Consider the following 14,189-nt stretch of genomic DNA (forward strand, 5'->3'; position numbering starts at 1 on the left):
ACAAGAAGAATAAAATATTCAATGGTGGTTTTAAAAAATGAAAAATAAAATTCCATACACTACATATTTTGGTAAAGCCGAACAGTTATGCAAAAAAGGTGATGCTGCTGAATTCATACAGCCATGGTATACGCCAATATCTACTACGCCTGAAAATACAGGGATGGCAGTTGGGGGAATAGGTAATACATTCACTTTAACAGCTAATGGAAGCACGCCGAACTTCAGTTTCATCCCGGGTATATTTGTTGATTGCACCAAGCAAGATATTAATTTTAATGACTTTTATGCTTCTGTGATGGATGTGCCATCTATAGACTCATTAGAAGTCATCTCAATTCAAGATCTTAGTGTGCACTTGAATTTCTATCCAGCTTTGTTTGATGGAATAAAAATAGATAAAAATAATATATCAGAAGCTCTGTTATTGATTAAGTCCGCTTTATTATCAGGTGGTTTTTATAATGAAAATAAAGATAATTTTATAAAGTGGCGTGTGGGTTTTTCAGAAAAGACTAAATTTTTAATTAAAAAAGACTGTACATCAATAATTTGCCAAATATATGTTGCATTAGATTTCTTTAATGGTTTGTTAAGTAATAATACATCTGAATTATTATCTTTAACTTCAAAGAAAAATAACATTATAAACTCAATTAATGATGGGGATATTGATTATCAAGCATTATACCCATGTTCTGAATATGCATATTCATGCTTCAATGATATTGTAATTAGAAGAAAAGTTGTCTCCCCAATAGTCCAAGGCAATAAAAAATTATGCTCTTTGCCTGTCCACTGGAACCATTTTGAATGTGAAAATAAGTCAGAGCAAACTCGTGTTATTACTTTAGTACAACCATTGCAAAACCTGATTGGATCTAATTACCAAAAAAGTCGTGATGGCATTCAAGATTCCGCTTGCTACTTATCTCAAAACTCGATCGCTCAGAAACATGATTCGGTTTCTTTGAATCATGGTGACTTGGTGTTTTCCGGGGCCCGCTTAATAAGTGACTCTTCATATCAAAGCGACATTGAGGGAGAAGTTGTTTTCGGCGTTCAAGCGTCTAAACAACTGATTGAAGAAGGGAAGGTGTCTGTTTCCGTCAAACCTTCTCTTTATACGTCTAAAACCGAAAAAGAAGTTGAATACGCCTTACGTACTGGCCGAACTAACGAGGAATTTGAAACTGGAATTTACAGTGGAAGAGAAGCGTTAAGTGCATTAATTACGGTTCAAATAGAATTGGAACCTGGCGAAGCGATCGATCTTCGTTTTGCGCAAGTAATGGCGCACAGTAAAGTGCTACTGAACGATTGGGTTTCAGAAAAGGCATACACTCAGTTCTACCCTCAAGCAATGCCTGCAATCGATATTCTTAATGATGTACTTCCTGAATTGGCAAACATTGAACACACTATTGTGGCTCAGCAGGCAGATTTTTTGGCCGAAGCTCAGCAGAAAATAGAAAATCCTGAATCAGCTTTGCGTTATTCAACCATGGCAATGAATTCACTCTCTTTTTTAGCAGAATCCACAGTATGGGATAAAGGCGATAAGTTCTTAGTGAAAGAGTGTGTCGATTACCCATTTTTTAACTCTTTAGATGTGTACTTCTACGGATCTTTTTCTCTGCTTTATTTGCTGCCTGAGCTTGATGGCTGCGTGATGAAAGAGTTTTCTAAAGCCATTTTAGCGGAAGACTTTACCGAGCGCCGATACTGGGAATACGAAGCGACGCCTAATGCTGAATTGATTGATGAAAAGTACCAAGGGGTAAGGGCGGTAAGGGGCGCTGTGATACATGATTTGGGAAGCCCATTCGATATCCAGCCTGATGCTTACAGTTGGCATAATGTAAAAGAATGGAAGGACTTAGCACCTAAGTACATTCTTATGGTGTACCGCCACTATCAAAACACACAAGACATCTTAGTCGTTCAAGAGTGCTGGCAAGCGGTGACAGAAAGCATTGAGTTCTTGTCTAGCTTGATTGCTGAAGGTGATGATTTACCACTGACTCGAGGCACAGACGACACTTTTGATAACCTCGCTTCTCATGGCATTTCTATTTATTGTGCAAGCCTGTGGGTTGCAGGATTACAAGCGGCGAGTGAATTGGCAGTGCTGGTTGGTGAATCAGAATTAGCGGCAAGTTACCTAGAGCGTTCAAAGCGTGCGTTAGTGACACTCGATCAAAGTTTGTGGGACGAAAAAGAGGGTTATTACCACTTTTTTGTGACGCCTATCCAAGCTAAGCATTTAACGGGTGAAGGCTACCAAGCACTGGATTATTTAGGTCTGTCTTTGACTGGCGACGCTATTTCCGATAAAAATATTCTTAATGATTATTTAAACCAAACTGACACATCAATGAGCCTTAGTAAGTTATCTCAAAGGATCTCTAAGAAACGCTCACTCAGTGAAACCGCTCCTCAAGCTTTTACGCAAGAGTATTCAAACCTAGTTCCTGATTCAGATAATAGCTTTGGTGACGCCTTACTTGCCGATAGCTACCTAAAGCTAATTGGATTAGAAGGCATTTTTTCAGAAGAGCGTATTCAACGTGCACTAGACTATGTGTATAAGCACAACTTTGAGATTAATAGCCCTACATTGGGCATCGCAAACATGACACTCGCTGACGGTTCACCCCATGAAGCCTTTCAAGCTCAAGATGTATGGATTGGCGTTCAATTCAGTGTTGCAACGGCGTTAAAGTTAGCGGGTAAAACCCCTCAAGCTGAGCAGTTAATGGATACGGTGTATACCGCTTTATATGATTACTCAAAGATACCATTTGCAGCACCCGAAGGGTTTAACTGTTCTGTATCCGTAACAGAGGTTGAATTAGGAAATGAATTTAACTTGTCAATAAATGAAGCGAAGTTATGGGTAGATGCTTTGATTGAGCAAGAAATTTTATTTTTTGATAAACGCGTCAACCCAATGTTAACGAAAGATACTGATGAGTTTGTTAGTATGCTTAAAGTTGACGTTACTGCTGAAACGGCAAGTAATTTACACAAGTGGTTATTGAACACGGGTTTAAAATATACCGCAGGTCGCTATTTTAGACCTGGAATGATATTCGCTTATTTATATGAATAGGTTCATGAATTGAGTTGATGATTACTGAGTGAGAGGGGAGATTGTTCTCCCCCTATTTTTTGGTTTAGAGCTTGTTTTATCGGCTGAAAGCCTGCTGTACTTAGAATTGGATTGTATTAATGAGCTCATTTCCATGACCGAGTGCCATAGACGGCTTCAAATTCACGTTTAATGGCTTAAGGGGAAAAAATGCGTACTAAAACTAGAAAAACAACAGTATACGACGTCGCTAAACTCGCGGGTGTTTCTCCCAGTACCGTTTCTCGTTTTTTGAATCGTACAACTTATGTATCTGATGATAAAAGCCAGAATATTGAACAAGCTATAAAAGATACGGGGTACAAACCCAACTTTCAGGTGCAAGATAACCTTAATCGTCGCACATTGACGGTTGGGGTGTTAGTCCAGCACCCAGATAGCCCATACACCAGCCGCATTTTGAATGATATGGAAAAAACCTTGATTGCTCAGGGCTATTCACTTGTGATTGCTACGGGTCATTGGCAAAAAAAACTTGAAATCCATGCTTTGGAATACTTAGCCAAAAGCAATGTGGATGGCATGATCATCGTCACGGGGAGTGTGACCAATGAAGACATTTCTAAGTACGCTAAAGATATTCCTATCGTTATGGTTGGGTACGATATTGTTGAAGAGAATGTTCGTTCACTTAATATAGATAATGTACTCGGTGGCTATATGGCGACTTTGCACTTATTACAACAAGGTCACGTTAATATTGCGCATATTAAAGGGTTAGCTTCACAGCCGGATTCAGGTTCACGCTTTGAAGGGTATAAAAAAGCATTAGGTGAAGCTGGTATCAAAGTGATGCCTAAACTAGTCAAGCAAGGCGACTTTAGTAGTGAGCAAGGTTATGAGAAGACGATAGAGCTTATTCAATCTAAAGTGCATTTTTCGGCTTTGTTTGCTGCTAATGATCAAACGGCTTACGGTGCTATTAAAGCGCTTCATGATCATGGATATAAAGTCCCAGAAGATGTTTCAGTTATTGGTTTTGATGATTTACCTACGTCTAAATACTTCACCCCAGCACTGACTACACTCAGGCAGCCAATCGAAGAAATAGGCGAAGTATGTGCAGAGTCTATTCTTAACCTTCTGTCAGGAGAAAGACACGAAGCAAGGTTGCCACCGATTGATTTGATTGTTCGTGAATCGACAAAGTCTTTGTATCGGTAAGTTTGTGGCTCAATGTGATTAGGTGATCCCAGAATTTGCAGATGCAATTAACAGTTATAGATGAAACTAACAGTTAAAGGTGAAGCAAAAAGATACAGGTGAGCTAATAGTTATAGATAAAGTAAAAGTGACAGATGAAGTAAAAGTGACAGATGAAGTAAAAGTGACAGATGAAGTAAAAGTGACAGATGAAGTAAAAGTGACAGATGAAGTAAAAGTGACAGATGAAGTAAAAGTGACAGATGAAGTAAAAGTGACAGATGAAGTACAAAGCTACAGACACAAAAAAAGCCGCCTCCATGCGACTTTTTTTGTTTTTGGCGGCCAAACCAGATTAGCTATATCCATTCTTGCTCCAGTCCATTCAGGAGTTATCCAAGATGGTATATCTATAAGACGTTGTTAATTCCAATTAGTTCAATTTAAGCTGCATTTTCTTTCGGTGTTTCATCCAAATCGAAAGATGCATCAATCAGTTTCTGTGTATATTCATTCTGAGGGTTATGGAAAATCTCATCTGCCGTGCCTTGTTCCATTACTTCACCTTTCTGCATTACTAACACGCGGTCTGATAATGCTTTAACAACAGATAAGTCATGGCTGATGAATAAGAAGCCGATATTGTGTTTTTTCTGAATATCTTTTAGTAGGTCAATAACCGTTAATTGAACCGAACGGTCAAGTGCTGACGTTGGCTCATCTAATAGAATGAATGATGGTTCTAAAATTAATGCACGAGCAATGGCGATACGTTGCCTTTGACCACCAGAGAATTCATGCGGGTATCGGTTAATTGAATTAGCTTCTAAACGAACTTCTTCAAGTGCTATGCGAGCACGTTGTAAACGATCTTTTTTAGATAGGTGAGGTTGATGCACGGTTAAGCCTTCCGTGATTATCTCGCCAACTGTCATTCTTGGTGATAAAGAACCATATGGGTCTTGGAACACCATTTGTACGTCTTTCTTTAAATCAAAGCGTTCAGTGTCTGTAAGCAAGCTAAGGTCTTTGCCTTTGTAAACAATGCGCCCCGTAGAAGGAAGTAAGCCAATCAATGCGCGCCCAAGGGTCGATTTACCTGAGCCGGATTCACCAACAATTCCCAACGTCTCACCTTGTTTAAGCGACAAGGAAATACCTTTAACCGCTTCAAAATACTGGTTTTTGCTCTTAATGAAATGTTGTTTCACTAGAAATTTAACGCGGATATCTTCTACCGTGAGTAGATCTGGCGCATCAGGTTCAATTGGGTCTTTTTGTCCCTTTGGAATTGAATTGATAAGCATGCGAGTGTATTCGTGTTTCGGATCATTGAATAAGGCTTGTGTCTCGCCTTCTTCTACTAACTCACCTTTACACATCACCAGAACACGGTCAGCAAAGTGTTTGACCACCCCAAGATCGTGGGTAATAAATAAAATAGCCATGCCCATCTTTTCTTGGATTTCTTTAATCAACCCTAGAACTTCAGCTTGAACGGTTACATCCAATGCGGTTGTCGGTTCATCCGCGATTAGAATGTCAGGTTCGTTGATAAGAGCCATTGCTATCATGATACGTTGCAGTTGACCACCAGAAAATTCATGAGGGTATTTGGTATAGGCTTGGTCAATGTTTGGTAAATGGACAAGCTCAAACAATTCTAGAACGCGTTTCTTGGCATCGGATTTACTTACCTTTCGGTGGCACATGATCGCCTCTGCGACTTGTATGCCAACACGTAAGTAGGGGTTGAGAGAGGTCATTGGCTCTTGGAAAATCATGCCAATTCTATCGCCACGTATTGCCTGCATTTGACGTTCGGTTTTGTGTAAAACCTCTTCACCTTCAAATTCAATTCTAGATTCAGGGTGCAAAATGGCATTGTCAGGCAGTAAACGCATCAGAGCGTTACTCGATACCGATTTTCCTGAGCCTGATTCGCCCACAATAGCGAGCGTTTCCCCTGCTTCTAGTGAGAAATTAATGCCTTTTACAGCGTCAATGATTCCATCATTCGTTTTGAAACTAACAGAAAGATTTTCTACATTGAGAATGGCTTGGTCTGACATGATACGTCCTTATCAATTTAAGACATTTGGAGATGAATGAGTCTCAGGTGTCGATTTAAGTTGCCCAAAGTGGTGATGTGCTCGTTGTATTTGTTCGAGCTCCAGCATCCAATGCGAGCTCCTTTGAGCACTGCAAAAAGCGATTAAGTGATTGAGTAGATCTTCACTTTGCTTTTCGAGCAGTAAGTAAGTTCTTTGTATGAGACTGGTATTTTCAAGGGAGATGAATTGCAAGAGCGCATAAGATTGATTCAAGGTGTCGAAAGCTTGTTGCTGTTGACCTAATCGATTCAATATTTCTGATTGAGCAACGCTCGCGTCTCTAAGACCTGCAAGCAGGCAAGCAAATTGACAGGGCTTAATGTTACTTTCAAAAGCGGCTTCTTGAATGTGGTTTGGGAGGTGGCTTAAAACATCATGGTATAGGCGCTGAGCTTCAGGCCAGTGACCTTGTTCCATTAACTGCTCTGCTTTTAAATAATACATCCAGCATTGTTCAAGTTCCATGTTCCCATCTCCTTTTTATAAGATGCAGGGATGTTAATGATATTTATTATCAATTGCAAATTAAAATCATTTAGTTTAGCGAAGGATCGTAATCAAAATGGGCGTAGCTAATTGATATGATGTATGAATAGATAATTGATACGGAACACGAATAGAGTGCAAAAGCGGGTAGAAGGTTTTAGGCATAAACTAGAGAAAACTCGATAGATTTGTATGTTATTTGTTCACTTGAACCATGATGTTGCGTAAGTCACTAAAATTATTGAGAATTGCATCTACACTGATTTTATCTACACCCAAAATAATAAAGGACTAAGGAGGCGGCGATGGCGATTCAAAGACTCAATATAGAGCAGCTCTATCAAGCAGCTGATCTCGAAAAGCTACCCTGTAAGTCGACCAAAGAACTGGCTCCCATTGATGAGATAGTTGGGCAAGAACGTGCGCAAAAAGCCGTTGAATTTGCTATGTCAATTAAGGAAAAGGGTTACAACATTTACGCGATAGGGAGAAATGGTTTAGGTAAAAGAACCATGATCCTGCGTTATTTAAACCGCCACCCACATGAAGCAAATGAACTTTATGATTGGTGCTACGTGGCTAACTTTGAAGATATTCGAACACCTAAGGTGCTTAAGTTGCCATGCGGTGTTGGCAGCAGCTTAAAGAATGATATTGAAAAGTTAATGACCAAGCTGTTAAAAGCCATGCCATTAGCATTTGATAACGAAATGTACTTCGGGCGTGCGGATAAGCTTAAAAACCAACTTGCCAGTAAACAACAAGCTGCGCTGGCAGCGATTAGTCAAGAAGCCCAAGAGAAAGGCGTTAACTTAACTATTACAACGCAAGGTGATTATCAATTTGTTGCGATGAATGGTGAAGAGTTGCATACCGAGGAAAGCTTTGATCTGCTTTCCCCAGAAGACCAAGCTCAATTTGATAAAACCATTGATGCGTTGGAAGTCGGCTTACGCACGATTTCTCGTGATCTAACTGAACTTGAAGAAACGTATACTGAAAAAATTGAAAAGCTTAATGATGACACTACTCGAGATGTGATTACTCATTTTATTAAGCAATTGAAGAAAGATTACAGCCAATACCCTGATATTAAAAAGTATCTGACTGATCTACAAAAAGACATCGTTGAAAATGCTGATATTTTCCTAGAAGAAAGTAATGAACAAGCTGAAATAGCGACGGCTTCACTCGATAAGAAAATGCCTCGTCGTTATAAAGTGAATGTCATTGTTAACCAAAAAGAGAACAAGTTTCCGATAGTGGTGGAAGAAAATCCGAACTATCACTCTCTGTTTGGTTATGTAGAAACAGCCACATTTAAAGGCACCGTATTTACGGATTTCTCTTTGATTCGAGCGGGTAGTTTACACCGAGCTAATGGCGGCGTATTGCTTATGGATGCGGTGAAAGTTCTGGAGCAGCCTTATGTATGGGATGGTCTAAAACGAGCCTTGCGTTCACGTCAATTAAGCCTCACGTCTTTAGAAAAAGAGGTCACTCTAACTGGGGCGGTTTCGCTTGATCCAGAACCTATCCCATTGGATGTGAAAATCATCTTGTTTGGGGATTATCGTACTTATCAACTACTGCAACATTACGATGCAGAGTTCGCAGAATTGTTCCGTGTTACCGCTGATTTTGAAGATGAAATGAAGCGTTCTCCGGATTCAGAAATGCACTACGCACGTTTTATTTCAAGCATTGTGCATGATAACGGTATGCTGCATTGTGACCGAAAAGCGATTGGTCGAATTATCGAGCACAGCTCTCGTCAGGCGGGCGATCAAGGCAAATTGTCCTTGCACTCTGCTCACACGGCTAACTTGTTACGAGAATCTAACTACGTGGCGAAAAGCTCAAAGTCGAATTTGATTAGAGCCAGTCATGTGGAACAAGCCCTAGCAAATCAACAAATGAGAGTCGGTCGCTTGCAAGACAGTGTGATGGAAACGTTCACTAATGGCACCACGCTTATTCGAACAGATGGTGAAGCGGTTGGGCAGGTGAACGCTCTATCCGTTCTTAGCACCAGTGACCATATGTTTGGAACGCCAAATCGTATTACAGCCACTACTGCCTATGGTGATGGTGAGGTGATTGATATTGAAAGGAATGTTGACCTTGGTGGCAGTATTCACTCAAAAGGTGTGATGATTCTTTCTGCTTATTTGTCTTCAGTATTTGGTCGTACGGCTAAAGTGCCTCTAACCACTAATATCACCTTTGAGCAGTCTTATGGCGGAGTTGACGGAGACAGTGCCAGCATGGCGGAATTCTGTGCCGTTGTGTCTGCGTTTTCTAAGCAGCCTAACCGTCAGGATATTGCGATTACAGGTTCAATGAACCAGTTTGGTGAATCACAGCCTATCGGTGGTGTGAACGAGAAAATTGAAGGGTTCTTTGATGTTTGTGAAATCAAAGGTCGAACTAATGAGCAAGGTGTGATTATTCCTCGTTCTAATGCACATAACTTAATGCTTCGCTCAGATATCGTTAAAGCGGTTGAAAAAGGTGAGTTTAATATATGGGCAATTGACCACGTAACTGAAGCTATCGAATTATTTACGGGTAAGGCAGCAGGAGAAGCCAGTGACGAAGGCAGTTACCCAATTAATACGATCTTTGGTATTGCTCAAGCTAAGTTAAATGCTTTACGTAAATAATAGCTTAGAGTCATTCTCAATCTATGAAAGAGTAAGTCTCAACTTGGAAAGAGCAACTTGAGAAGTTAATAGAGATTAAAAAGCAGATAATGACGTTTTTACTCTAAATTAAAAGCAGCCATATGAAAGTATGGCTGCTTTTTTTTAACGGGAATTTACAACTCAGAGTATTGATTTAGAAAGCTATATTTTTGAGGAATAAATTAGAAGGAATATATAGAAATAAACAGGCATAGGAAAAAGGCTAAAGGGCCGCGTTAAAACTGTCGTATATTTTGACTTCTGTAAATTAAGACTGACGTAAGCGCAGTTTTGTTCCATCAAATTTTAAACGGTTGAGAAGGCTCTTTACGTTGGACTTACCAATGTCATCAAACTCTACTCCATACCTTGCGTAGTGAGTCGATTTTTGAAGGTTACAGACTTTGCCCTTGAGCGGTGGAATGAGCGGTCCTTGATAATTTTCAGGCGTCACATCAATCGATATTTTTTCATCTACTTGAAGGGTTTTAGTGGTCGGTGAGGTCACAATACGGCAGCCGCATTTGGATAAGTCACGGATTTCACAGCCAATGCGTGAGTTATTCATGATGACGTTGCCACCTAAATTAACTTCATAGCGAGTTTCTTTACGCAGTTGAGTGACCTGCATTGTGCTGGGTATTGAAATAACAAGCAGTGGGAAAGGGTCGCCTATTTTGTGTTTTATCTGACTGCGGAAATGAATTAAAGCCCCTTCTCCTCGATGGGAAAGTGCCCGCACTGTCATCCAAAAGCCCTCTTGGAAAAAGAAGGAAAGATCGTCGTTCGAAATCTTGGGTAATTCAATGACTACACAATTGTCACTATGAGTACCAATGAAGTTGGTCATAGTGAGGAATTTTGTACCAACAGGGGTGGTGACATTTAATGTGAGTTCACTGCCATGCTCTACCATTGATAGGGCATCAGTACTGTTCAGTGTTGAAACTGTTTTATTGCGAGAGTCTGGATGCACCTCATTGCGTTCAACGTGTTTCTTTAGTGGTGCGTTCATTCCATGTTCCCTGTACGCCAACGTGTAACTTATAATTATTTTAGACATCATGTGCCATTTACATGCACGTAAACTATTTTATTAGTAAGATTTAAAGAGTTCAAATTATTGTTGTGTTTACTATTAATAATTGATGAAGGTTGCGAATGAAGGCATTAAAATGGGATCGCGATCAAAGCCAAATGATGGTTCAGTTAAACGACGAATCGTTTGCTTTGATTAAATATCAGCAAAATGGCGATGTATTACACATTAATTCCACTCGAATTCCAGACGCTCTACAAGGGAAAGGGTATGGGAAAGTGATGATGGAGACGATGCTGACTGAATTAGATAAAAAAGGTTTATCTATAATACCGGTGTGCTCTTATGTTGTGCATTACATGTCTAGAAACCCGCAATGGTCGCATCTTTTGGCTGAGTAGCTTTAGTCATATCAAGCTATAGCTTCTTTTAAAAACAAAAAACAGGTTTAGGCGTTTGAATTTTACATATCAAAATATCGTTTCATCTTTAGATATAGAAGCATCATTTAATGTTGAAGTGATTCAAGGTTTATGGGGCGGATATGGGGAATTAGTGCGCTTATCATTTTGCGATGAGAAGAGTTTGGACAATGGTAATTTGGGTAATGATGATTTGTCTAAGCCGAATGCAATTACCTCACCGAATCTCATCGTCAAACATGTCTCTTTACCTGATAAATCAGAACATCCTAAAGGGTGGAATACTGAGCGATCTCACCTAAGAAAAGTAGGCTCTTACCAAGTAGAAACATCCTGGTATCAAGATCATACACAAGTGTTTGATCCATATTGTCCTGTGCCTAAAGGCTTACTCTGTAAGCAAAGCGATAATGAATGGCTTATCGTGATGCAAGACTTAGCAGACTTGGGTTTTCCGAATACTCACCAAACCGCGAATAAAATGCAGCGTAATGCGTGCTTAGAATGGTTAGCTAATTTTCATGCAAAGCATATTGGAACAGAAGCTAATGACGTCTGGGAAAGCGGCACTTACTGGCACTTGGATACGCGCCCTGATGAGCTAGACGCCTTGCAAGATTTACCTTTGAAAGCTCAAGCAGAGGCTATTGATCGAAAACTAAAACAAGCGTCATTTCAAACCCTAGTTCATGGCGATGCTAAGCTGGCGAATTTTTGCTTTAACCTGAAAGGTGACAAAGTTGCCGCCGTTGATTTTCAATATGTAGGACACGGCTGCGCGATGAAAGATGTCGCTTTATTTATGAGTAGCGCAGTAGAACCTGAATATTGTGATGGCTTGGAAAGTGAACTGCTAGAAAGCTATTTTGGTTATTTACAAGAAGCGCTTACTCGCTACCAACCTCATTTATCGTTTCCTGAAGTAGAAGCATCATGGAGACCTATGTTTTACGTCGCTTGGGCTGATTTTCACCGCTTTGTTAAAGGGTGGAGCCCCAATCACTGGAAGATAAATTCATACACTGAGAGCATGGCAAATTCAGTCGTTAATGAATTTCAAAGCGAACGTAAAAATGAAAGTAAAAAGTGAAATTGAAAAGTGAGGAAAATAGCGGTCAATATAAATGATAGATTGACCGCTTCAGTATTTATTAACGCGTGGTTTGAACTGAGGTTTAATTTAACCTATTTAGATGGTCTTATACGCGCTAGATAGTAAGTGTTCACAAACTCACCATCTCTGAAAGAGTTGTCTTTCGCTTCCCCTTCAATTTCAAAGCCAAATTTTTTGTAAAGTGCGATCGCCCGTTCATTATCGCAATGGGCTTCAATATGAATGCGATGAACATTGAGCCAATTGTCGGCAAGTTCAATCACCGTTTCTAATAGTCTACTGCCAATACCAAGACCACTAAAGTCATCATGCACACCCATACCAAAGGAAGCCATATGTTGATTTCTTGGTCTTTGATTTTGTTGAAATCCAATATTACCGACAATCTTCCCGTCAACTTCAGCCACATAGCTGTACACGCCAGTTGGTATATTGCTGAGTCGATCAATCCAGAGTTTTGGTGAAGAGTTTGGGAGCTGTAGGGTTTCTCGTTGCGCCTTCGGTTGAGAATACAAATCGCAAAGACCTTGTGCATCTGAAACTTGCGCTGGGCGAATGATAACTTCCATACATGACTCCTTGTGCTTATTTTAAGTTAGCGGAATACAGCCGCTAGCTCTTTGAAAAATAATAATTTATTAGATCATCTAGATATAACCTATTTTCCCTAAACCGTTCAAGGTTAACTTGATGTTAATTTTTGATAAGCAGGAGTAAGATAGTTCAATCATTTGCATGGATACCGATATGTCAGCACATTCACAGAGTTGGAAGACTCCTCAAAACTTCTTAATTTTGATATCAATCATCGTCCCTATCGCTTTTTCGAGTTGGATGGCTTTATTGAATAATTTTGTTATTGAAAAAGCTAACTTCGATGGCGCCGATATTGGGTTACTGCAGAGTGTGCGTGAAATCCCAGGCTTTCTAGCGTTTACGGTTGTATTTGTATTGCTGTTTATTCGCGAGCAACGATTTATGCTGGTCTCTTTGGCAATGTTAACGGTAGGCACTGCCATTACGGGTTTATTTCCTTCTTTATTTGGCTTGTTACTGACGACATTATTGATGTCTACAGGCTTTCATTATTTTGAAACTCTCAAGCAGTCCCTTTCATTGCAATGGTTAAGTAAACAAGAAGCCCCTGAAATGCTGGGTAAAATGATTTCAGTGGGAGCATTAGCGTCATTGATCACTTATGGCTCTATATGGTTGATGCTGGAGCAATTTCAGCTTGAATTTAAATGGGTGTATGGCATTACCGGCGGGATTGGTTTTATTTTGGTGATGGTAATGGCTTTTTCATTCCCGGAATTCCAAACGCAAACTCAGCAACATAAAAAGTTAATTCTGAGAAAGCGTTACTGGCTGTACTACGCATTAACGTTTATGAGTGGTGCGAGAAGGCAGATATTCACCGTTTTTGCGGGTTTCTTGATGGTAGAGAAATTTGGTTATTCTGCTGCTGATATTACGCTACTGTTCTTAATCAATTATCTATTTAACTTCTTGTTTGCCAAGCGTATTGGTAAGTTTATCGGCGTTGTGGGCGAGAGAAAGGCTCTGACATTTGAATACGTTGGATTAATCTTTGTGTTCGTTGGCTACGCGTTAGTTGAAACAGCGGAATGGGCGGCAGCGCTTTATGTGGTCGATCATCTTTTCTTTGCGCTAGCTCTGGCTATAAAAACGTATTTTCAGAAAATTGCAGACCCAGCAGATATGGCATCAACAGCAGGTGTAGCTTTCACCATTAATCATATTGCAGCGGTGGTCATCCCGGTTACCTTTGGTGTGATTTGGTTAGTCTCTCCTGCGAGTGTTTTCTATATTGGCGCGGGTATGGCGGCTATTTCTTTATTGTTGTCATTGAACATTCCGAGAAAGCCAGATGAAGGGAACGAAGTGCGTTTTTTAAGTTGGCGTTAATAGTTTAGTCGATCAGGCTTGTTTCACTCGGCTAAAAGTGATGAGTCGGTTCAACATAAAATAAAGCAGGGAGAAGTGATTATCGCTTCTCCCTGCTGCTT

Annotated in this window: 11 protein-coding genes; 7 read left to right on the plus strand and 4 right to left on the minus strand. The window is 40.0% G+C overall.

From position 1 onward, the window contains the following. The first annotated feature begins 37 nt into the window (after window positions 1-37). The 3 genes from L4C37_RS15620 (at window position 38) to L4C37_RS15630 (ending at window position 4,724) form a co-directional block, all read left to right on the plus strand. On the plus strand, window positions 38-3,115 hold the full coding sequence (locus tag L4C37_RS15620; RefSeq protein WP_429769121.1) for a GH116 family glycosyl hydrolase: 3,078 nt from the start codon (window positions 38-40) through the stop codon (window positions 3,113-3,115). Window positions 3,116-3,304: 189 nt separating this feature from the next. Beyond that, window positions 3,305-4,318 (plus strand): LacI family DNA-binding transcriptional regulator, encoded by a 1,014-nt coding sequence (locus tag L4C37_RS15625; protein ID WP_137371682.1) that lies wholly within the window; start codon window positions 3,305-3,307, stop codon window positions 4,316-4,318. Window positions 4,319-4,397: 79 nt separating this feature from the next. Next, window positions 4,398-4,724: a hypothetical protein gene (locus L4C37_RS15630; protein WP_429769122.1), complete on the plus strand. Its 327-nt coding sequence runs from the start codon at window positions 4,398-4,400 to the stop codon at window positions 4,722-4,724. A 16-nt stretch (window positions 4,725-4,740) separates the two neighbouring features. Here L4C37_RS15630 and L4C37_RS15635 read toward each other — a convergent pair whose 3' ends face one another. Together L4C37_RS15635 and L4C37_RS15640 are read right to left on the minus strand one after the other, a co-directional pair. Continuing rightward, on the minus strand, window positions 4,741-6,369 hold the full coding sequence (locus tag L4C37_RS15635; RefSeq protein ID WP_137371681.1) for an ABC transporter ATP-binding protein: 1,629 nt from the start codon (window positions 6,367-6,369) through the stop codon (window positions 4,741-4,743). A gap of 12 nt (window positions 6,370-6,381) precedes the next feature. Next, window positions 6,382-6,876 carry a hypothetical protein gene (locus L4C37_RS15640; protein ID WP_137371680.1) on the minus strand — a complete coding sequence of 165 codons (495 nt, stop codon included), beginning with the start codon at window positions 6,874-6,876 and terminating at the stop codon, window positions 6,382-6,384. A gap of 326 nt (window positions 6,877-7,202) precedes the next feature. Here L4C37_RS15640 and L4C37_RS15645 point away from each other — a divergent pair, with 326 nt between their 5' ends. Next, window positions 7,203-9,563 (plus strand): Lon protease family protein, encoded by a 2,361-nt coding sequence (locus L4C37_RS15645; RefSeq protein ID WP_429769123.1) that lies wholly within the window; start codon window positions 7,203-7,205, stop codon window positions 9,561-9,563. Window positions 9,564-9,852: 289 nt separating this feature from the next. Here the strand turns inward: L4C37_RS15645 and L4C37_RS15650 are convergent, their stop codons facing one another. Beyond that, a complete protein-coding gene (locus L4C37_RS15650) occupies window positions 9,853-10,599 on the minus strand; it encodes a flagellar brake protein (protein ID WP_137371678.1) in 747 nt (248 codons plus the stop codon). 146 nt (window positions 10,600-10,745) lie between these two features. On the opposite strand from L4C37_RS15650, the gene L4C37_RS15655 reads away from it, so the two are divergent. Beyond that, a complete protein-coding gene (locus L4C37_RS15655) occupies window positions 10,746-11,024 on the plus strand; it encodes a GNAT family N-acetyltransferase (protein ID WP_273293504.1) in 279 nt (92 codons plus the stop codon). 55 nt (window positions 11,025-11,079) lie between these two features. Then, window positions 11,080-12,135, plus strand: coding sequence for a phosphotransferase (locus L4C37_RS15660; protein WP_429769124.1), 1,056 nt, complete (start codon window positions 11,080-11,082; stop codon window positions 12,133-12,135). Between the two features lie 95 nt (window positions 12,136-12,230). On the opposite strand, the gene L4C37_RS15665 is transcribed toward L4C37_RS15660, so the two are convergent. Then, window positions 12,231-12,728 (minus strand): GNAT family N-acetyltransferase, encoded by a 498-nt coding sequence (locus L4C37_RS15665; RefSeq protein ID WP_273293501.1) that lies wholly within the window; start codon window positions 12,726-12,728, stop codon window positions 12,231-12,233. A gap of 178 nt (window positions 12,729-12,906) precedes the next feature. On the opposite strand from L4C37_RS15665, the gene L4C37_RS15670 reads away from it, so the two are divergent. Continuing rightward, window positions 12,907-14,088: an MFS transporter gene (locus tag L4C37_RS15670; protein WP_137371674.1), complete on the plus strand. Its 1,182-nt coding sequence runs from the start codon at window positions 12,907-12,909 to the stop codon at window positions 14,086-14,088. Window positions 14,089-14,189 lie beyond the last annotated feature (101 nt).

It is taken from the genome of Vibrio kagoshimensis, assembly GCF_050337535.1.
Classification (GTDB): Bacteria; Pseudomonadota; Gammaproteobacteria; order Enterobacterales; family Vibrionaceae; genus Vibrio; species Vibrio gallaecicus.

Coding starts and splice junctions, on each gene's coding strand:
- L4C37_RS15645 (WP_429769123.1), top strand. CDS start 7,203: ATGGCGATTCAAAGACTCAATATAGAGCAGCTCTATCAAGCAGCTGAT.
- L4C37_RS15635 (WP_137371681.1), bottom strand. CDS start 6,369: ATGTCAGACCAAGCCATTCTCAATGTAGAAAATCTTTCTGTTAGTTTC.
- L4C37_RS15625 (WP_137371682.1), top strand. CDS start 3,305: ATGCGTACTAAAACTAGAAAAACAACAGTATACGACGTCGCTAAACTC.
- L4C37_RS15665 (WP_273293501.1), bottom strand. CDS start 12,728: ATGGAAGTTATCATTCGCCCAGCGCAAGTTTCAGATGCACAAGGTCTT.
- L4C37_RS15670 (WP_137371674.1), top strand. CDS start 12,907: ATGTCAGCACATTCACAGAGTTGGAAGACTCCTCAAAACTTCTTAATT.
- L4C37_RS15620 (WP_429769121.1), top strand. CDS start 38: ATGAAAAATAAAATTCCATACACTACATATTTTGGTAAAGCCGAACAG.
- L4C37_RS15650 (WP_137371678.1), bottom strand. CDS start 10,599: ATGAACGCACCACTAAAGAAACACGTTGAACGCAATGAGGTGCATCCA.
- L4C37_RS15640 (WP_137371680.1), bottom strand. CDS start 6,876: ATGGAACTTGAACAATGCTGGATGTATTATTTAAAAGCAGAGCAGTTA.
- L4C37_RS15655 (WP_273293504.1), top strand. CDS start 10,746: ATGAAGGCATTAAAATGGGATCGCGATCAAAGCCAAATGATGGTTCAG.